The organism is uncultured Desulfovibrio sp., from assembly GCF_944327235.1.
GTDB lineage: Bacteria > Desulfobacterota > Desulfovibrionia > Desulfovibrionales > Desulfovibrionaceae > Desulfovibrio.
Genome location: NZ_CALVHE010000042.1, coordinates 1 through 20,990 on the forward strand (window position 1 = coordinate 1; position 20,990 = coordinate 20,990).

Annotated in this window: 11 protein-coding genes and 2 pseudogenes; 5 read left to right on the forward strand and 8 right to left on the reverse strand. The window is 62.4% G+C overall.

Annotated features, from left to right (window positions below):
• Positions 1-363: 363 nt before the first annotated feature.
• On the reverse strand, positions 364-1,566 hold the full coding sequence (locus Q0K00_RS07260) for a hypothetical protein (RefSeq protein ID WP_297228300.1): 1,203 nt from the start codon (positions 1,564-1,566) through the stop codon (positions 364-366).
• Between the two features lie 701 nt (positions 1,567-2,267).
• Between Q0K00_RS07260 and Q0K00_RS07265 the strand changes: the two genes are divergently transcribed.
• Entirely contained in the window at positions 2,268-4,403 is a 2,136-nt protein-coding gene (locus Q0K00_RS07265) for a methyl-accepting chemotaxis protein (protein WP_297228301.1), read from the forward strand.
• Between the two features lie 182 nt (positions 4,404-4,585).
• Complete coding sequence (locus Q0K00_RS07270) at positions 4,586-4,828, forward strand: TIGR04076 family protein (protein WP_297228302.1); 243 nt, start codon at positions 4,586-4,588, stop codon at positions 4,826-4,828.
• Positions 4,829-5,014: 186 nt separating this feature from the next.
• Here the strand turns inward: Q0K00_RS07270 and Q0K00_RS07275 are convergent, their stop codons facing one another.
• The 7 genes and pseudogenes from Q0K00_RS07275 to Q0K00_RS07305 form a co-directional block, all read right to left on the reverse strand.
• Positions 5,015-5,260 carry a thioredoxin family protein gene (locus Q0K00_RS07275; protein ID WP_297228303.1) on the reverse strand — a complete coding sequence of 82 codons (246 nt, stop codon included), beginning with the start codon at positions 5,258-5,260 and terminating at the stop codon, positions 5,015-5,017.
• A gap of 507 nt (positions 5,261-5,767) precedes the next feature.
• A complete protein-coding gene (locus Q0K00_RS07280) occupies positions 5,768-6,907 on the reverse strand; it encodes a permease (RefSeq protein ID WP_297228304.1) in 1,140 nt (379 codons plus the stop codon).
• Between the two features lie 147 nt (positions 6,908-7,054).
• Positions 7,055-7,396, reverse strand: a complete 342-nt coding sequence (locus Q0K00_RS07285) for a metalloregulator ArsR/SmtB family transcription factor (protein WP_297228310.1) — start codon at positions 7,394-7,396, stop codon at positions 7,055-7,057.
• A gap of 328 nt (positions 7,397-7,724) precedes the next feature.
• Positions 7,725-8,024: pseudogene (locus Q0K00_RS07290) on the reverse strand (flagellin); the annotation flags it as partial.
• A 621-nt stretch (positions 8,025-8,645) separates the two neighbouring features.
• Positions 8,646-9,224: pseudogene (locus Q0K00_RS07295) on the reverse strand (flagellin); the annotation flags it as partial.
• An 874-nt stretch (positions 9,225-10,098) separates the two neighbouring features.
• The gene (locus Q0K00_RS07300; protein ID WP_297228305.1) at positions 10,099-13,047 is read right to left on the reverse strand and encodes an amidohydrolase family protein; all 2,949 of its coding nucleotides are present in this window, start codon (positions 13,045-13,047) and stop codon (positions 10,099-10,101) included.
• Between the two features lie 554 nt (positions 13,048-13,601).
• Entirely contained in the window at positions 13,602-16,520 is a 2,919-nt protein-coding gene (locus Q0K00_RS07305; RefSeq protein WP_297228306.1) for an amidohydrolase family protein, read from the reverse strand.
• A gap of 197 nt (positions 16,521-16,717) precedes the next feature.
• Between Q0K00_RS07305 and Q0K00_RS07310 the strand changes: the two genes are divergently transcribed.
• Genes Q0K00_RS07310 through Q0K00_RS07320 form a run of 3 tightly spaced genes read left to right on the forward strand, consistent with a single transcriptional unit; the run spans position 16,718 to position 20,872 of the window.
• Positions 16,718-17,371: a response regulator transcription factor gene (locus Q0K00_RS07310; RefSeq protein ID WP_297228307.1), complete on the forward strand. Its 654-nt coding sequence runs from the start codon at positions 16,718-16,720 to the stop codon at positions 17,369-17,371.
• Positions 17,372-17,373: 2 nt separating this feature from the next.
• Positions 17,374-18,954 carry an ABC transporter substrate-binding protein gene (locus Q0K00_RS07315; RefSeq protein WP_297228308.1) on the forward strand — a complete coding sequence of 527 codons (1,581 nt, stop codon included), beginning with the start codon at positions 17,374-17,376 and terminating at the stop codon, positions 18,952-18,954.
• Positions 18,941-20,872, forward strand: a complete 1,932-nt coding sequence (locus Q0K00_RS07320; protein WP_297228309.1) for an ATP-binding protein — start codon at positions 18,941-18,943, stop codon at positions 20,870-20,872. Before Q0K00_RS07315 ends, Q0K00_RS07320 begins: the two co-directional genes overlap by 14 nt.
• Positions 20,873-20,990: the final 118 nt, after the last annotated feature.

Consider the following 20,990-nt stretch of genomic DNA (forward strand, 5'->3'; position numbering starts at 1 on the left):
GGGTGGACAAGGGAAGGTTAAGGAATATGGAAATCCTAGATAACCTTCCGTTTCTTTTGAAGAAACAGGACAAAAACGAGCGATTGGGAAGCAGCGGGAAATACCGGGAAAGAGCCATTTTTCCGATTTGTAATCAGCAGGTTGCGGGTTCAAGTCCCTTCGCCGGCTCCAGAGGAAACAAGCCCCCCTGCCGTGTCATGCGGCAAGGGGGCTTTGTGCGTCATGTCGCGGCTGCGCTGCCGATGGGCGGCCCGCCGGGGCGCAGGCTGCCACTGTCTGGGCAGCGCAAAACGTATGCGGTGGACGACGCCCGCAACCGTCATGACTCAGCCCCGTCATGCCCGCTGCTGCCGCGCAGGGGCATCACGGACGCGGCCCGGCCTTCCCTTCTCCCCTGCCGGTGTCTTCCGCTATACCGAACTGCCGAATGTAGCGTTCAAGCTGACATCTGTCATAGACTTCGAGACAGTCCTGTCCGATGCGCGCCAGGGCCTTGAGGACCGCTATCCGCCGGGCGCGCCGCCTTTCCTCGTCTTCCGGCCCCTCCTTGTCCCGGTATATGCCCCTGGTTCGCCACTCTTGCCAGTCTTCATCGGTCTCAAGGGTATCCCAGAACGTTTCGAGAAAGCCCCGCAGCGGCGGACGGTACAGCCCCTTCTCCGCACGCAGGACGGTTTGCAACAGCTCCGGCTCCGCCGCAAGCCGGGCGACGAACGCCTCGTCATCCGGCCAGTCCAACAAAAGGAAACAGGCGAGGATGTCCTCCTTCCCTTTCTCCCGCGCGCCAAACGCTTTCCACGCCTTGTACAAGTCGTCGGACATGCCCATCCTCCCCGTCATCAGCCAGGCCGTCGTTTTTTCCGCCTCACTGCCGTGGCGGAGGAAAGCCGTCAGCGTATCCGCGCAGGTCGATGGTTCGGGAAGATCCCGCAAGGACTTGAGGTCGGAATCATCCAGCCGCAGGCTCTCGTAGTGCTTGCGGGCATAGGGGCCGACCAGCGGATCTTTCCAATATCTCCCCATGGATTCCAGTTCGCCGGGCATATTGCAGGCGATGCGCGCCACATGGGGCAGCGCCTTTCGGCGCGTGGCCGGCTCGTAGGCCAGCAACAGCAGGAAGTCCGCCAGACCGGTATTGAACGTGCCTCTGGCAAGCGCCCATTCCGCTTCCATCAAATCGAAAAAAAGCTGCGGTTCGGTCGGGAAGGCGGCCAGAAAGGCCTCGCAATCCCCGGCGTCGCGGGTCGTGGTCGCCAACGCGTACAAAACGACGACCCGCTCCATCTCATCGGTGGCATCCCGGCTGCGTCGGCGCAGGCTATCCACGAGTTCGGGCTCTTCCGGCAGCCCCGCCACGAGGAAACAGGCCTGGATGCGCGTGGCGAGGGACGGATCCTCGAGCAATCGGGCGAATGCGCCCGCCGGGGAAGTGTCCGCGGCCTGCGCGGCCCGGGCCGGACACGCCGTTCCCAACCCCGACAGGAGCAGGACGGCAAGGCAGACGGCCCCCAGCAGTCCGGCCCCGATGGTGTGACATGTGCGCTCTTTTGTCTCTCTCCGAATCATGGAGTCTCCTCCGGCGTACGATACAACGGACCGACCGCGTCCGCGCGGGGATGCGCCGGGAAACGTCTGTCCTTCTCATTAATTATAGATTTTTTTATTTCTTGACAAGCGCGTCAGGCGTCCCGCCTTGTCGCGTTGACGGTTCGATACGCCATTGCTCTGGTAGTCGCGAGAGCGACTACCCGCAACCGAACACACGGAAAAACCACGCTTTTTCCGTAGTGTGAGGGCAGCGTCAGCATTGAGATCGGACACGATTTCAATGCGAATCCGCTCTAAAGCATTTTCCGTTTGGAACGTTTCGCGTTCCAAGCCGTACGACCTGTCGTTTCGCGGAAAAAACGCACTCATTCCGCCTGGTTCGGGCCGGGCGGCTTCTGCCGCCACCTTTGTGTCTTGTTTTTTCCATCGGCAAGACCCTCTAAAAGTAACGGGTTGCCCGAATGCCCGGCCGGAGGCCCGTCGAATGTCCGCCCATGCTTGCCGGACGGCGCTTTTTTGTGTAAGTGATCACGTATCCGCAGCACAGATCGTCGAGCGCCCTTCCCGACAGCCGCCTTTTTGCACAACGCGAAGATCGCGGCATGATGCGGCGGGAAGGCCCGTGCGACGGACGGCGTTTTGGACGGACACTGCCTGCAACACCGGCGGACGGAAGGCCCCAGCGGACCCGCCCTGCCGCAACCAGTCACGGAGGCCGCATGTCTTCCCTGCCGCGCGAAGGAGCGGCGGCGGGAAAAAGACGCGGAACGACCATGAAGATCTCCCACAAGCTTCTGCTGCTGTGCAGCATCCCCATGCTGGCCTTTCTCGTCATCAGCGTCCTGTATGCTCTCGTCTGGCTGGAAAAGCGGGATGCGCTCTCCGAAGTGGGCAACAACATCGCCCTGTTTCGCGGCCTGTCGGGCCTGGTCAACGAAACGCAGAAAGAGCGCGGTCTCTCCAACGTCTATCTGACCACCGGAGACAAGGCCGTCATCACCGCCCAGCGGAAAAACACCGACGCCGCGCTGGCGCGTCTGGCGGAACTGCGGGGACCTGTGCTGCTCAGCCCCACCCAGGGGCGGGAGCTTGCCGCCCTGAGCGGCAAAATCGCGGACGCGCGCCGTCTGGTGGACGCCAGGGCCGCCTCGGCCGAGGTGCTGCAAGCTTATTCGCGCATCGTCGGCAGCCAGCTTGCGCTTGCCCGCGCGCTTCCCGACCTGCGGGACATGGGCGACGGTATGCGCACCACCTTCACCTCCCTGCTGCTGCTCGAAGACGCCAAGGAGAGCGCCGGTCTGCTGCGCGGGACGCTGACGGCGCTCATCACGGCCGACAAGGCGCTGGATACCGCCACTCTCGACCGCCTCATGGCGCTGCGTTCCGGCATGGACACCCACCTCGGTTCCGGTCTGCTGACGCTGACCGCCGACTCGCGCGCCATCCTTGACGGCCTGCGCTCCTCCGCCGACTGGAAGGAAGCCGAGACCTCCCTGCAAAGCGTCATCGCGCGGGCGGCGTCCGGACAATTCGGGGTCAGCGCCGATCAGTTCTGGAAGAACATGACCGCCATCATCGACGGTCTGAACAAGATACGGGATGTGGAATTCGAGGCCTTCGAGAGCCGTATGCGCCTTGTCCATGCCGAGGCGTCCTCCACGCTGGTGGAGCTCTGCGTCATCATCGCGGCGGTCATCGTGCTCATCAGCGTCGTGCTCGTGCTCGTGATCCTCTCCATCACCCGCCCCATCCGCCAGCTCATCGCCTATGCCGACAGGGTCTCCGGCGGGGATACGGAAACGCCGCCCCCCTCGCACATGCGGCATGAGCTGGGCGCGCTGTGCGCCGCGCTCGGCGTCATGATCGGCTCCCTGCGCAAGATGCTGCGCCAGTCCGAACAGGACAGCCTCCGGGCGCAGGAGGAATCCCAGCGGGCCAGGGATGCCGTACAGGTGGCGGAGCGCGCCAAGGCCGAGGCCGAACGGGCCAAGGCCGAGGGGATGCTTGCCGCGGCCGGACAGCTTGAGGGCATCGCCGCGGCCATAGATGCCGCCACCCGTTCGCTGCGGGAACAGGTGGCCCATTCGGAGGACGGCGCGCGGCAGCAGGCCGGGCGCATCACCGAAACGGCCCACGCCATGGAGCAGATGAACGCCTCGGTCATCGACGTGGCCCAGAATGCCGGCAAGACCTCGGAAGTCTCCGCCGTGACCCGCGAACGGGCGGAGAACGGCGCGCGCCTGAGCCAGCTTGCCATCAGCGGCATACAGGGCGTGCGGGAGCAGTCCCTCAAGCTCAAGGACGACATGGCCAACCTGTCCGCCAGCGCCCGGGACATCGGCACGGTCATGGGCGTCATCAGCGACATCGCGGACCAGACCAACCTGCTCGCCCTCAATGCCGCCATCGAGGCCGCCCGCGCCGGGGAAGCCGGACGCGGTTTCGCCGTGGTGGCCGACGAGGTGCGCAAACTGGCCGAAAAGACCATGGCCTCCACCGGCGAAGTGGGCAAGAGCATCAGCGCCATCCAGGCATCCACACAGGAAAGCGAAAAGCAGATGGAGCTGGCGGTGGGCTCCATCGAGGAAGCTTCCCGCCTTGTCAACGAGTCCGGCACTGCCCTGACCGAGATCGTGGAGATGGCCGACAGCACCGCCGAACAGATCCACGCCATCGCCACGGCGGCCGAACGACAGTCGGCCACCTCCGACGCCATCAACCACTCCCTGTCGGACATCAATCAGGTCTCCGCCGACGCGGTGGTCACCATGCGGCAGTCGGCGCAGCTCGTGCAGGAGGTCGCCGCCCAGTCCGGCCGTCTCATGGAGCTCATCGCCAAGCTGAAACGCGCCTGATCCCCTCCGCCGTCAGGTCCCGCCGCTTCTGGGATCTTGCCTCAAAACGCGTCGGACGGCGACATTTGACGCCGCGCGCCGACAAGTCTACTGTCGCGGCGGTACGCGCATCAGCCCCTGCCGCATGGTGCGGCGGACGGTCGTCCGTTTTCGCTCACCCTTTTACCGAAAGGAATACTCTCATGGAAGAGATCAAGATCCGCCTCACGGTCCAATCGTCCTCCTGTCCGCTCTACTCGGCGGGCGATTCCGTCGTCTTCGACGGGCCGCTCATCGCCAAGGACGAGAGCGCCAATATCTGCATGATGGCCATGAACGCCGTTTTCCCCTTCGTCTACGCCGCCCGTAAAGGGATCATCAATCACGGCCCCTTCCAGTGCCCGGATTGCGCCGACAAGGTGGAATTCCGCATCGAGCGGGCCTGAGACTGACGGTCAAGGCCCGTTGACGCATTCGCTGTTTGTTGGGGGAAGGGAAACCCCTCGCTCTGCTGTCGATGCCCGTAAGGCTCCTTTGTCGCCTAACGGGCACGGCCTGCGGGCCGCCTTTCGGTCGCTCCCTTCCCCAGCGCGCTTTTATCAGGGGAAGAGTTGGGCGCACGAGGCGGTGCCCTATGCCTGCCCGGCCTCGGCCAGCCACTCGCGCACTTCCTCCCGCGTGGGCACGCGGCCCGAACACATGACCTTGCCGTCCACCAGCACGGCGGGCGTGGCCATGACGCCCAGCCGCAGCATCTCCCGAAAATCCGTCACCTTTTCCACCTCGGCCGCGCAGCCCGTTTCCGCCACCACGGCCCGTACCAGTTCTTCCGTTTCATGGCAGCGGGCGCAGCCCGGCCCCAATACCTTGATGTCCATGATTTCCTCCTTGTCTTTCCGTATGCCGCCACCCAGCGGGCCTATCGCGCCTTTTTTTCTTCTCCCATGACGAGCGCTCCCGTGCCCACCAGGGCGGGTCAAAACAAATTTTACAAACGATTTCAGTAGATAAAATAAATATGCTATACACATTCCCTTTGCTTTTGGCGACGATGTCGCCTCGTATCCCTGACTCTTTCCGCGATAGAGCATTTTGCCTTTGAAAAAGGCAAAATGCGAGGCGGCAGCACAGCGCCGCCCGGCCGAAACCAAGCGGAATGACCGCGTTTTTTCCGCGAAACGCCAGGCCGTATGGTTTGAAACGCAAAGCGTTTCAAACTGAAAATGCTCTAAAAGCGCGCCGGGGAAGGGATGGAGAGGAAGGGAGCGACCGAAAGGCGGCCCGCAGGCCGTGTCTGTCAGGCGACAAAGGAGCCTTGCGGGCATCGGCAGCGGAGCGAGGGTTTTCCCTTCCTCCCAACTAAACAGCGAATAATGTTGGCAGCCTTAAAGCAGCCAGCCCTGCACCGCGTTGAGCAGCCAGCCCAGCAGGGAAAAGAGCACCAGCAGCGTCCCCAGGAAGAGGGCCAGCAGCTTGCCGCGCATGACCTGCCGCAGCATGAGTACTTCCGGCAGGCTGGCCGCCACGGCGCTCATGCAGAAGGCCAGCGTGGTGCCTACGGGCAGGCCCTTGAGCAGCAGGCTCTCCATGACGGGCACGATGCCCGTGACGTTGGTATACAGCGGGATGCCCACGGCCACAGCGGCCGGGACGGACCACCACTGCCCCGCGCCCAGATGCTCGGCAAACCAGGCTTCCGGCACATAGCCATGCAGCAGGGCCCCCAGTCCCACCCCGATGATGACCCAACGCCAGACGCGCCGGAAGATGGAGCGAGTTTCCCCACTGGCAAAGAGGTGACGCTCCCGCAGACCGATCTTCCGCTGTGCCGCCTCTCCGGGCCGCTGTGCCGCGCCGGAGGCGATGCTTTCCTTCAGGTAATCCTGGAGCCAGCGTTCCGCCCGCAACACGTCCATGAGCCAGCCGCCGACGATGCCCGCTCCCAGTCCGGCCAGCACATACACCAGCGTCAGTTTCCAGCCCAGCAGCCCCCAGAGCAGCACCACAGCGATCTCGTTGATGAGCGGCGAGGTGATGAGGAAAGCCAGCGTGATGCCCACCGGTATGCCTGAGGTGGTGAAGCCCAGGAACAGCGGGATGCTGGAACAGGAACAGAACGGCGTGATGGCCCCGAAGCCCGCGCCCAGCACATAGCCCAGCACGCGCCGTCTGCCCGCCAGGAAGTCCCGCACCCGCTCCACATGCAGCCCGGCCCGCAACCAGCCGATGACATAGACCATGAGCAGCAGAAGGAGCAGGATCTTGGCCGTGTCGTACAGGAAGAACTCCAGTGCGGCCGCCGCCCGCTCGCTCAGACCGGGCACGGCCTGCGTCAGCAGCCGGGCCAGCGGTTCGATGACCAGATAACAGCCGGTCCAGACGGCGAGGACCAGCGCGCCCGTCCCAAAGTAGCGCAGCCGGTCCACCGGTTGCGGCCGAAGCGGCGTCAACTCGCGCAGCGGCGCGGCTTTGTCCGTGGGGGACGGCTGTCCTTTTCCCGACTGACAACAACAGGGACCTTGCATAGTGCTCTCCTTATTTTTCTTATTGGCAAAAAAGCCAAATAGAAACGTTCAAAAAATGCCTGTCGCGTCAGCGACAGGCGGCCGGGAACAGGCAACCGACTCCATTCACAGAGGGCGGCGCATACGCCGCCCCGCCGGGGCGGACGGCTACGTCGCGTCCTGATCGTTGCCCAGCAAAGCCGACTTTTGCCGGATGCGCTCCGCAATGAGCGTGCCCGTGCATTGCAGGAAGGTCGCCAGACAGCTCAGGGCCAGCGCGTAATAGATATTGGTGCCGCGCTTCTCGCTGCGCACCACGCCCGCCTCGCGCAGCACCGCCAGATGACGCGACACTGTGGACATGTCCGCACCGATGAGCGCCTGCAGGTCGCAGACGCATTTTTCCCCGTCGCGCAGGGCCTGCACCATGAGCAGACGGCTGGGATGCCCCAGCGCCTTGAATATCTTTGCCTGTTCGGCAATAAAATGCCTATTGGGCCGCGCTTCCATCTCATTCATATTTGGCAAAATAGCCAAACGATATCCCCCTGTCAACAGGCTTGCGGCGGGGCGCGGCACAGTCCGCCGAGGGCCTGCCGCCTGAGCGGAGGGTGGACAACGTCTCGACACGCTGCGCGCTTCGCGTTTCACACCGTACGGCCTGTCGTTTCACGACAAAAGCACGGTTTTCCCGCCTGGTTTGGGCCGGGCGGCGCTGTGCTGCCCCCGCATCTTGCCGTTTTCAAAGGCAACATGCTCTATCCCTCCGTACGTCTCAGCTCTACCGCAAGCCCCTCAACCGTACTCGTGTACATCCTGCCTTCCAAAGCCGCGTCCCCTACCCCTGCAAGAGTTGCAACAGCATATGCGGGAAGGCGTTTGCCTGCGCCAGCATGGAGGTGGCCGACTGGGTAAGTACCTGATTACGGACGACTGTCGTCATCTCCGTGGCCACATCCACGTCGGAGATGCGGGATTCCGCCGCCTGCAGACTCTCGGCTTGCACGGTAAGATTGGTCACCGTATTTTCCAGCCGATTCTGCGTCGCGCCGAGGTGGGCGCGTATCTGGTCCTTGCGGACGATGGCGTTATCCAGACGATTCAAGGCCCGCTGGGCAAGTTCCTGCGTGCTGATGGAGATGATGTCGCCGTTGGGATCGCCGGGGGTCACGACACCGCCACCGCCGCCCGCCGTGGGCATGGCCGTCCAGCTGGCGGTCGCTCTGAAAGTCCCACGCCCGGGAATCAAAAGTATCAAGTCTTCGGTCACATAGTCGATGGTTATCCTTTCATCTTCATCCCCTTGTGTAGTGTTTGGGTCACTACCTGTGTATGAGATGGTCATACCATTGATTGTAAAAGTGGTGAACGTATTTGAATCAATATAATTTACATTTGCGCCGGTACCGTTCACTGTATTCGTATAGGTTGCACTTGGAAGAAATCCGTTGGATTCTGATATGAAATCGCTTGGATCAACCGGACGTGGAGGCATGATAGTTACAGTCCAGTCTGGCAATGTCGTTCCAGCAAGGTGCTGCCCAGAACGGGTAAAGAGCTCGATGTCGTCATTTAACCCATTATCTACTAAAGTAAGGGAAAAATTTGTTGTACCTGCCGGGATGATGGCGAAGGAAACGAAGCCAGAATTGCCGCCACCCTGTATCCCGTTCTGCAGTACATCACTCAAAATAGGCACCCCGCCATATCCGGCCCCTCCGCCGCCACCGCCGCCTCCACCAGCCGCTCCGCCTTCCCGCAGTCCCAGTCCGGCCAGCGTGCAATCCCCTATCTCCACATAGTAATAGTCTTCCGCGCTGTCGTTGGCCGTGCCGAAATGCACCTTGAGCGCCCCGGTGGAGGACAGGCCGTCCACGCTGCCCGCGCCGGTGCCGTCGTGCGGCCCGGAGAGCGAGCCGTCCAGCAGCTTCACGCCGTTGAAATCGGTAGCCTTGGCGATGCGGTCTATCTCCGAGGCCATTTGCTGGAATTCGCTGTTGATGATGAGCCGTTGCGTGGAATCGTAGGTGCCGGTGGCCGCCTGCTCGGCCAGCTCCTTCATGCGGATGAGCTTCTCGTCGATGATCTGCAGGGCGCCGTCCGCCGTCTGGATGAGGGAGATAGCGTCATTGGCGTTGCGCGCGCCCTGCCCCAAGGCTCGAATGTCCGCCCGCATGAGTTCGCGGATGGCCAGCCCGGCCGCATCGTCGGCCGCCCGCTCCACCCGCAGACCGGTAGAGAGTCGGCGCACGGAATCCGCCAGCGTGTCGTAATGCGCCGACAGCTGACGAGACACACCATAGGCCATGAGGTTGTGATTGACGGACAGAGGACTCATGCGGCTACCCTCCCCTGTCCATGCGCGTAACGGACAGCCCCTGCGGAGCTGTTCCCGCGCCCTTTGCGGTCATGTTCCACGCGCCCGCACAAGGCAGTCGGCATCAGACCGAACGCCTTTGCATGTCCACGGCGACGACCGGCACGGCTGCGGGACGACTGGTCCCCGGCATTGTTTACATCAGCAAGAGAGAGAGAGAGAGAGAGAGAGAGAGAGAGAGGATCGGGGGGAGAACTGCGCATGGCTGATCACTCCGTGCATTGAATTTCCTTTTTTGCAAAAACTTTCCGACGCTTCGTCAATACACCTCCTCGCTTGGGATGCGCTTTGCGACACGGCTCGCGTCCCCGATCGTCACTTGCCGGGAGGAACAGCCGCACGAAAGCGCCCGCCGCCCCAGACCAGGCCCGCGCACCTTCTTGTCCATCGCTGCCTGCTGCGTCTCCCCCTGTATGCCGTCGCGACAGTCTTTCCCCTCCGTCTGTGGGACGCAAACGCGCGCTCCGCTCTCTCGTCACGTCGATATGTCCGCCCGCTCCCCTCGCGATGCCGCGCATCCTCCGGCTCCCGCCCGGCGTATAGAGCGATTCCACATTGAAAATGTGGATTGCTCTGGTAGTCGCGGGAGCGACTACCCGCAACCGAACACACGGAAAAACCACGCTTTTTCCGTAGTGTGAGGGAAGCGCCAGCATTGAGATCGGACACGATCTCAATGCGAATCCGCTCTCGTCGCGCACAAAAAAGCCCACCACTGCGCATGGAGGAAGACATGCGACATTGGTGGGTAGGAGGATTGGCGGATCGCTGTCCCTCCCGCCGGGCACGCGGGGTACATCCCGTCGTGCCCGGGACGGAAGGGAGTCGAATGTTTTTACGCCTTGAACAGCCGCTTGCGCAGGCCGCGCAGGCCCACGAGACCGGCCAGCATACCGAGGAGGATGGTCAGGTCGTACGCGGGCTTCGTGCCCACCGTGCAGCCGCCCCAGTCATCGTCACTGCCGGTGCCGGACGTGGCGGTCGAGGCGATCGGCGTATCGTTGGGCGGCAGAGTGCCGGAAGCGCTCACCAGGTCCACAGCGGCGGCGATCTTCGTATCGTTATCGGCGTCCGCCAGCGTGAAGTAGACGATATACGCGCCGTCACGCTCCAGAACGGTATCGGCAGGCAGAGGGATCTTGGGAGCCTTCTGGCTGGCGATCCAGAACTTGCCGGGATCCGAGGGGGCCGCGGTGTCCGAGTAGGTGAATTCCACCGCATTGGCGCTGTCCGTGACATCGAACAGATGGATGTCGCTGACCGCCTTGCCGTTGCCCAGCATACCCATCTGGAGCAGGACCACGTCGCCGGCATTGGGCGCATCGGCCGTCAGGCTGAAGCAGGCCAGGCGCGCCTGCCCCTTGTCGAGGGCATGTTGCTTGTCGGCGGCCTCGCCTTCCAGAGGCGTCGCCTGCACGTTATTGGCCGCGATGGCGCCGGGCAGGTAGCCGGGCTTCACGTCCGAGGCGAAGGTGGCGGAATCGGGCAGCACGCCGTATTCCACTTCGTCGCTGACGATGGTGGAGACGATGCGGATGTCGGAGATCTTGGTGGGATCGCTTTCCGCCAGCGTCATGGGGTCGTCGTTCAGGATGACGAAGTCGGCGTACTTGCCGGTCTCGATGGTGCCGATGCGGTCGTCCAGCTTGTTCTGGAAGGCCGGGTTGATGGTCACGGCGTGCAGGGCCTGCAGCACGTTGATGCGCTGGTCATAGGCATAGAATTCGCGCGGGTCGGATTCCACACCGTCGGTCTTGCGCTGATTGAAGGTATCCGTGGCGTCCACGTTCTTCTTCTCGGCGCTGCCGGTGTAGTAGATGGGCTGGCCGCCGTCGGACACCAGCGACTTGGCCGACAGGCGCGTGATGGCGGATTCCACGCTCTGCAGAGGCTCGATGGGCGTGATGGTGTTGTCGTTGTGCAGGCTGTAGTTCAGGCCGAAGGCCGTGGCCCAGCCGGCGGGGCTGATGTTGTAGGCGCGACCGGGACCGAAGAAGATGTCACGATGGCGCTCACCGTAGTAATAGGTATGGGTCATGAAGAAGGAGGCAAAGAAGTTCTGCTTCCTCATGAGCTCGGCCATGGTGTCGATGTCCTTCCCGTTGACCTGCGAGGCATCGTAGGCATTGGGCGTCCCGTTCTGGGCATTGCCGAACGAGCCGAACATCTGGTTGGACATCTGGGGATTGACGGTACGGTAGCTGCCCGCGAGGCGTTCCACCACGTCACGCTCGAAGGTCTGGGCGTGGATGGAGGTGTGGCGCGTATCCGCGATGTCGGGATACTTGGAGACCGCCAGTTCCAGAGCTTCCAGCCACATTTCGGCGTAGGCGGAACCGTTGGTGTGCGTTTCGGTGCTGACGTTGTTCCTGTGCGCCAGCTCGATGATGGCCTTCAGTTCATCCGGCAGGATGTTGAGCGTGCCGTCGAATCCGTTGAAGAATTCAGGGCTTGCGTACTTGGTAGTGGCGAGCTTCTTGTTCGCGTCGCTGTCGGCCGCCGTGTAGTCGCCCCAGTCATAGTTGCCGGGATCCTTCATCCAGGCGGTGTACGCCTGCGGGGAACCATCACCGACGATCTTGTACGCGCCGAGGAAGAGACGGTCAGCGGGCAGGCCGGAGGCGATGGTGTGGGTCGCGCCGCCGAACTTCACCGAGGTGATGTCCGCGCCGATCTTGGGCGTGGACGCGCCCGGAGCCGCGCCGCTGGTCAGGAAGTCCTGCGCGGCCGGATTGTCACCGGCGGGGAGGTTATCCCAGTAAAGGTTGCCCAGGTTCGACTTCATGCTGTACTTGGCCAGCGTCATCATCCACGGGTGCACCACCACGCGCAGACGAAGGTTCCGGTTCTTCTGCTCGGTGAGGAGGCCGGTCTGATAGGTCTTGTCCATGCCGCTGGCCCCGCCGATCATGGCGCCGCCGGTATCGGCAAGCGTCACGCCCTTGGACAGGAAGACTTCGGACGCACGCGCAAGGCCGAGCTGGGCATCCTGCTTGGGCGCGGGCGTCGGCGCGGCCGCCATGGCCCCCATCTCGAAGAGGACGCCCGTCACCTTGCCGTCCTTGATCTCGACGCCGGCCGTATCCGTCGCCGTCTGGGTGGGCGTCGGGTCGTTGGCGCTGGTGATGAGCGGCTTGCCGTTGACGCCTTCAGCAAGCAGGGCATAGCTGGCCACGGCAACGTGACCGGAGATATGGGAGAGGCGCACACGCTTGCCGGGGCAGACGGCTTCGATATCCTCCGCCGTGGGATGCCGCATGTCCGTGATCAGCGTGTCGTCATAGCCCACGGCCACGATGCCGTCATTGGCATTGGCCGGATCGGGCGTGAAATTCTCGCAGGCGGTCCTGAGCGCTTCCTGATAATCCGCGATGCTGCTCATGGTGCCGAGCGGCGGGCTGCCGAGGTCGATCTGATAGAGGTCGCGAGCGCCCTGTCCGGGGAAGTGGCCGTGCCCGTCCACAAAGCCGGGCAGCATGACCATGCCCTTCTTCAGGGTGACCTTGTTCGTCACCGTATCATCGGCCGTGATGCCGGCAGCGGGACCGGCATAGGTGATCTTGCCCCCCGTGACGCCCACCGCTTCCACGGTGAGGGCGTTGGCGGGATCAAGATCCTTCAGCCTCCTGCCGTTGTCCGTCTCCTCGGCCAGGGTGTAGATCTTGCCTTCTCCGGCATAATACACGGTGTCATAGGTTGCGGCCCCCACGTAACCCGTCCCGAGCAGCCCCAGCAGCGCGGCGCTGGCCAGCGTCAACGAAGTCTTGCGCTTGGCATTCGACATGTGAACATCCTCCTGATTGTGACGACACTCCAAGAACGCCCTTGCCTGATGTCGAAAATACTTCCTTACAGATTTCATAACATATTTTTCGACATGAAAAAAACCTTTCCGCATCTCCACGAGACCATCACGCCGGCCCGGCAATCCCTCTTGTGATTTTTTTCCTTTATTGCCGATCCTTTCTCGCTCAAGTCGTATCATGGCGGGTACGACAAGGTTCTTTCAATCCATCAAACGCCTCTGCACAGATTTTGTCAAGCATTAGTTTTCAATTTTGCCGGTTTTTCGTTGATTTTCCTTTTCAAAAAGAGGAAGAAGTAGACGAAAAACACATATCTATAAAACAATTTATACGTCCATCAATAAAATCCACCTTTTCACAAACACCTCCTATCCCTCTCTTGCCCTCCATCCAACAGACGCAAAAAAGCCCGCCGGTACGCATGGAGGAAGACATGCGCCACCGGCGGGGTTAAGGAGGATATTCAAAACGTCGTCCTTCTCGGCCGGGCGGTGGCATCGCGCCACCGCGCCCGGGGAGAAGGTTCATCCACTTAGGCCTTGAACAGCCGCTTGCGCAGACCGCGCAGGCCCACGAGACCGGCCAGCATACCAAGCAAGATGGTCAGGTCGTACGCGGGCTTCGTGCCCACGGTGCAGCCGCCCCAGTCATCATCGCCGCCGCCGTTCTTGCTGGACGTGAGCACGGAGGTGTCGTTGTTGGGCTGGGTACCGCTGCTGCTCACCAGATCGACGGCGGCATTGATCTTGGCGTCCTGATCGGCGTCAGCCAGCGTGAAGTACACGATGTAGGAGCCGTCCATGCTCAGGGTATGGTCAGCGGGCAGAGGCGTCTTGGGAGCCTTCTGGTCAGCGATCCAGAACTTGCCGGCCGTGGCGGTATCGGCGGTGCCCACGAACTCGAACGGAACGGCATTGCTGGTATCGGTGACATCATACAGCAGGATGTCGCCCACCGTCTTGCCGTTGCCCAGCATGTTCAACTGGAAGAGCACCACATCACCGGCAGCCGGAGCGTCGGCCGTGATGCTGAAGGCGGCAAGGCGAGCCTGTCCCTTGTCGAGAGCGTGCATCTGGTCGGCGGCATCGCCTTCCACTGCCGTGGCGACGACGTTGGTGGGCTGGGTGGCGCCGGGCAGATAACCGGCCTTCACGTCGGACGCAAAGGTGGTCGCGCCGGGCAGCACGCCATACTTCAGGTCGCCGCTCACGATGGTGGAGGCAACGCGGATGTCGGACAGCTTGGTGGGATCGGCCTCAGCGACGGCGATGGGGTCGTCGTCCAGGATGACGAAGTCGGCATACTTGCCGGTCTCGATGGAGCCGATACGGTCGCTGATCTTGTTCTGGAAGGCCGGGTTGATGGTCACCGCGTGCAGGGCCTGCAGCACGTTGATGCGCTGATCGTAGACGTAGAAGTCGCGCGGTTCGGATTCCACACCGTCGATCTTGCGCTGGTTGAAGGTATCCGTGGCGTCCACGTTGTCCTTGGCCTGCGGACCGGTGTAGTAGATGGGCTCGTCGCCGGGGGAAACGAGGGACTTGGCCGACAGACGCGTCACAGCCGATTCCACGCTCTGCAGAGGTTCGATGGGCGTGACCGTATTGTCGTTATGCAGGCTGTAGTTCAGGCCGAAGGCCGTGGCCCAGCCGGCGGGGCTGATGTTGTTGGTGCGACCGGGACCGAAGAAGATGTCCCGATGGCGTTCGCCGTAGTAGTAGGTATGGGTCATGAAGAAGGAGGCAAAGAAGTTCTGGGCGCGCATACGTTCGGCCAGAACACCCTTCTCGACGCCGTTGACCTGCGAGGCATCATAGTCGCCGGGCGTGCCGTCGATGCTGTTGCCGAAAGCGCCGAACATCTGGTTGGACATCTTCGGATTGACCGTGTCATAGCTGCCCGCAAGGCGTTCCACCACGTCGCGCTCGAAGGTCTGCCCGTGGATGGAGGTGTGACGGGTATCCGTGATGTCGGGATACTTGGAAACGGCCAGTTCCAGAGCTTCCACCCACATTTCGGCATAGGCGGAACCGTTGGTGTGCGTTTCCGTGCTGACATTGTTCTTGTGCGCCAGCTCGATCAGAGCCTTCAAGTCATCGGGCCAGACGTTGATGGTGCCGTCCAGGCCATTGAAGTAGTTGGGGCTGGCATACTTGGTGCCCGCCGTCGGGCTGTTGGGGTTGTTCACATGGCTGTTTTCAGGCGTGTAACTGTCCCAGTCGTAGTTGCCGGGATCCTTCATCCACGCGGTGTAGGCCTGCGGGGAACCGTCACCGATGATCTTGTAGGCAGCCAGGAACAGACGGTCCGGCGGCAGATTGGGAGCGATCTCATGCGTGGTGTTGCCGAACTTCGTGGAAGTGATGTCCGTACCGACGGTGGGAGCGCTGCCGGGGGTCGCGTTGCTCGCAAGATAGTCGGCCGCGCTCGGCTGATCAGCGGGCTTGGCGCTGGCAGGCGCCGCGGGCAGGCTGGTCCATCCCAGATTGCTCAGGGTGGAGTACATCCCGTAGGTCGGCATCAGGAAAGGATGCACCGCCACGCGCACGTTCAGGTTCCCCTTGCCGAGACCCACCTGATAGGTCACGTCGCTGCCCGAAGCACCGCCGATCATGGCGCCGCCGGTGTCGGCCAGCGTCACGCCCTTGGACAGGAACACTTCAGATGCACGGGCCAGACCGAGCTGCGCGTCCTGCTTCGGGGAGGGCTTCGTCACGGAACCCATGGCGTCCATTTCAAACAGCACGCCGGTGACCTTGTTGTCCTTGCGCTCCACGCCGGACAGCTTCGGATCGTTGAGGAGCTTGTCCGTGGGCGTGCCCTGATTGTCGGAGATCAGCCCGGCCTCCTGGAACAGCCGATAGCTCGCCACGCCGACGTGGCCGGAGATATGGGAAAGGTAGACCTTCTTGCCGGGGCAGACAGCTTCGATGTCGGCCGCCGTGGGATGACGCATATCGGTGATGAGGGTATCGTCATAACCGACAGCCAGGATGCCTTCATCGTTGGTATCGGCATCACAGACCGGCTTGAGCGCGTTCTTGTAATCCTCGATGCTCGTCATGGTGCCGAGCGGCGGGCTGCCGAGGTCGAGCTGGTACAGGTCCTTGGTGCCCTGTCCGGGGAAGTGACCGTGACCGTCCACGAAACCGGGCAGCATGGTCTTGCCCTTGAGGTCGATCTTGGTGGTGGCGTCATCCAGATTGATCCCCGCCATCGACCCGGCATAGGTGATCTTGCCGTCCTTGATACCGACGACTTCGACAGTCTTGGCCTGGGAGGGATCCAGAGCCTTCATGTTCCTGCCGTTCTGCGTATCCTCGGTCATGGTGTAGATCTTGCCGCCGTAATACACTGCATCATACGTTGCAGCTTCTGCGTAACCCGCTCCCAAAAGGCCGAGCAATGCCGCCGTTGCCAGGGTCATACTGGACTTCTTTCCTCGGTGCATGACATCCTCCTTTTTTATGAAGAAAAACTTTTCCTCAAACCTATATGCAAAAACATTATTGCATCTTTACTTTTTCCCCTGTCCGGGTATGGTAAGACCATAGTCCGCCCGCGACGGGCAGCCCATACGGCATACACCTGAGTTTTGGCATAAAAATACCCGACAGCCGTCAGGGCCGTCGGGGAAAAGGAGACCTCATGGCGCTCTCCATCATCCTTGCCGAGGATCACAAACTGTTTCGCAACGGTCTGCGGCAACTGCTGGAACAGGAGCCGGATTTCCGCATCGTGGGGGAGGCCGACAACGGTCTGGAAGCGCAGCGCCTCGTGGCGGAACTGCATCCCGATCTGCTCATCCTCGATCTGTCCATGCCCGGCGGCAGCGGGCTGGACGCCATCGTCCGCGTCCGCAAGCTTTGCCCGCATACCAAGATACTGATCATCTCCATGCACGACTCCGCCATGCATGTGCGTTCGGCTTTCCAGGAAGGCGCGCACGGCTACCTGCTCAAGACGGCGGACAGCGCGGAATTCTTCTTTGCCGTGCGGGCCCTGGCCGAGGGGCGGCAGTACGTTTCCAGCGAGCTGACGGAGCGCATGGTGGCCTGGAGCCTCTCGCCCGAGGCCGCCGGCCCCCCCTCGCCCGAAGCCGCGCTTACGCTGCGGGAACGGGAGGTACTGAAGCTGGTCGCGGAGGGGCTTTCCAACAAGGAGATCGCCGGTCGCCTGCATATCGCGGAAAAGACCGTCGTCACGCACAGGGGGAACTTCATGCGCAAGCTGGACCTGCACAACGTCCGTGAAGTCACCATGTACGCCATCAGGAACGGCATCCTGCCCGTGGAGCGCTGACCATGCGCGGCCTGTCTCTTTTCCTGCTGCTTTGTCTGCTCATGCTCCCCGCCGTCCCCCATGCCGCGCCGGAACGGGACGAGCTGGTCGTCGGTCTGCCGGCCATGCCCAGCCATTTCAACCCCGCCGTACTCTCCGGGGAGCTTACCATCAGCATCGGGGCACAACTCTTTGCCGGGCTGACCCGACTGGATCACGACGGCAACGCCGTCCCCTATCTGGCGCAAGGCTGGGATGTGGCGCCGGACGGCCTGAGCGTCCTTTTCCACCTGCGGCCGGGAGCCGTCTTCCACGACGGCACGCCCATCACGGCGGCCGACGTGGCCTTCTCCCTCCTGCAATGTCGCGAGCACCACCCCTTTCGGACCATGCTGGCTCCGGTAAGCGACGTGGAGACGCCGGACAATCTGACCGTCCGCGTTCGCCTGAGCCACCCCTACCCCACCTTGACCAAGGTGCTCACGCCTTCACTGGTCCCCATCATGCCCCGCCACGTCTACGGGCAGGGGGAACCTCTGCCGCGCCATCCCGCCAATGTGGCCGTGGTGGGCTCCGGCCCCTTCCGGCTCGAAAGCATCGAACAGGACAAAGCCATCCGTCTTGTCCGGCATGAACGTTTTTTCCTGCCGGGCAGGCCACGTCTCCAGCGACTGACCTTCCGCATATTCTGGGACATCCTTGAAACGGTCCATGCCATGGATCAAGGTGATGTAGACATATTTTCCAACTTCATGACCTCATATCTTCATATCCTTTCGCCAGATGTGCTGTCTTCGTGGAAGAGGCTCACCATACGACATCTTTACGGTTATCATATGCTGCATTATAATTTGAAGAGGAGTCCATTTTCCATTCCAAATGTGAGAAAAGCATTTTCTCTTGCCTTTGACAGAAAAAAATTTTCTCGGATCTGCAACGATAACGTGCATCCCATGCGCAGCCCGTTCCCACAGGCTGCCCCTTTCGCCAAATCTCTGGATCAACCCTTTGATCCCGAACTGGCGAACATCCTCCTTGATGAAGTGGGTTTTTTGCGAAGATCGGACGGGACACGCTTCACTGTTCGTCTTTGCTATTCTCCATCATGGGCGACGTGGAATCCCCTCAATGTCGAGTTCATCAAATTCATCCAGCATGAGTTCTCCGTCCTTCTCGGCGTAGTGGTCCAGGCCCAGCGTATCGAAAACTTCCAGCAGTGGCAGGAGGTTATGTCGTCCGGTAGATTCGACATCGCTCTCGACGCCCTCTTTTTCTGGCAGGACCCCGTCATCGGCTTCCATCGCCTCTATGATTCGCACAACGCCAATCGCTCACTCCTCTGGACCAATGTCTCCGGCTATGCCGACCCGGAGACCGACGCTCTCCTGCAACAGGCGATGCGCAGCGACGATGCGGCGCGAAAGGACCTCTATGCGCGCATCCAGGAGCGGCTCGTGCGGGATGCTCCCGGCCTCTGGATAGCGGAGGGAGAGCTTTTCCTGCTGCTCTCGCCACGCGTGGCCCATGCCGAGAGTCTGGTGCAGGGGCTCCTGTCGCCGCTTGACCAAGTAGCCTGCTCGGAGCGGACCGATGTCATCCACTAGACGGCCTCCCCGACTGCGGCGCATCATCCTGCTCCCGCTGACTTTCTTCATGCTGCTGTTCCTCCTGCTGACGCTGCTGCTGGCGGTTTCCTTCCGCAGCACCAATGCCCTGCTGGAGGAAAACATCCTGCAGCGCATCCCCTTCGCGCACAGGACCATGACCCTCGTCCAGCAGTCGGAGCAGCTCCGCGGCCTGCTTTTCCGCTATATGCAGACGGACAGCCTCTTCGTGCAAGCCTCGCTGCTGGAACAGATCCAGCATCTGCTGCGGACGGGCGACGAGGAACTCAAGGCCCTTGCCGCCTCGGCGCTCTATGCGGAGGAAGTACGCTTCCTGCGCCAGCGTCTGGAAAAGATGTACCAGATAGTGGAGCGCATCAATGCGCTTACAACCCGCAAGTATGAACTGGCCCTCCTGCGGACCTATCAGGTGAAGAGCTTCCGCGTCATGGCGGAAGACCTGCGGGAACTGTCGAAGCGGTCGACCGCCCTGCATGAATGGGAACATCAGGGGCGGGACATGCTGCTGTCCCTGCTCCTGCTCTGCCAGAACACGGACATCTCCTACGGCCTGCAGCTCAAACGGCTCATCCGGCGACAAGGCGAAGAAGAGACGCGGCTCATGCGGGCGCTTGCGGAGCGAGACGACCTCCCCGAAGCGATCCGCACCCGTCTGCGCACCCTGCACCACAGCCTGCAACAGGCCGCTTTCGGACGGAACGGCGTCTTTTCGCTTTTTGACCAACAGGATGTCCTCGAGCAGAAATACGCCCTGCTGGTCATCGAGGTGGATGCCCTGCTGGAAAGCGTTTCCCTTTCCTGCAACAGGCTCATGGATCATGCCGACAGGACGCTGACCGCCGTCTACAGGGAGTTCGACGCCCGGCTCGGCCAGCACGCCGCGGGCACCCTCCTCGGCCTGCTCGTCGTGCTCTGCGTCAGCTGCCTGCTCTACGGCTACTTCATCCGGCGCGTCATCACGCCCATCGCCCGCATCCACAGCAGCCTCCGCCGGAGGCAGGAGGACGGGGAAGCGGAGATACCCTGCGATGCGGGAGCTCTGGAAGTACGCGAGATGGCCGAGGCGCTGTCGCTGCTCATCCGGACGCTGGAACGCCGGGAGCGGGACCTGTCGGAATCGCACGCCTCGCTCGAACGGCAGGTCGTCCAGCGCACGGCCGAACTGCGGCACATGTCGCAGCGCCTGCTCTGCGCGCACGAAGAGGAACGCCGCCGCCTCGCGGCGGAACTGCACGATGATGTCGGGGCGACGCTCGGCGTCATGAAACTCGGCATCGAGCGGGCCCTATCCACCCTGTCGCGAAAAGATCGCCGGGACGACGCCGAAGCGGCCCTCAAGGAAGTCATCGCTCTGGTCAAGGGCATGGCGCGGCAGATGCGCCGCATCCAGAACGATCTTTGCCCGGCCCGTCTCGACGCGGGCCTGTCGGAGTCGCTCGAGTGGTTCTGCGGGGATTTCCGGCTGGCCAATCCCGGCATCAGGCTGCGTACGCATATCCTCGTGCCGGAGGCGGACATCCCCGCGCCGCTGCGCATCGTCCTCTTCCGCATCGTGCAGGAGGCCCTTGCCAACATCGCCCGACACAGCGGGGCCAGCCACGCGCATATCGTCATCGACGCGCCGCGCGACGGGCTGCGCATCCGCGTCTCGGACAACGGCGCGGGCCTGCCCGGCGGGGTCCCGCCCGTCCCGCCTGTCCCGCCGCCCGGCGGCGAGAGCGGCGGCCGGGGCATCGGCAACATGCGCGAGCGTGTGGCCCTGAGCGGCGGTACCTTCCAGATCACGGGGCGTCCCGGCCGGGGGACCCGTCTTGAAGCCTACTGGCCCCGGGCCGTCCTGCGCGAACTCGCGACGACGGCCCCGGCGGACGGCGGCACGCCGCGGGCGGGGGACTAGGCTGTTAAGATTATTTGCTGTTTGTTTGGGGGGAAGGGGAACCCCTCGCTCTGCTGTCGATGCCCGTAAGGCTCCTGCGTCGCCTAACGGGCACGGCCTGCGGCCGCCTTTCGGTCGC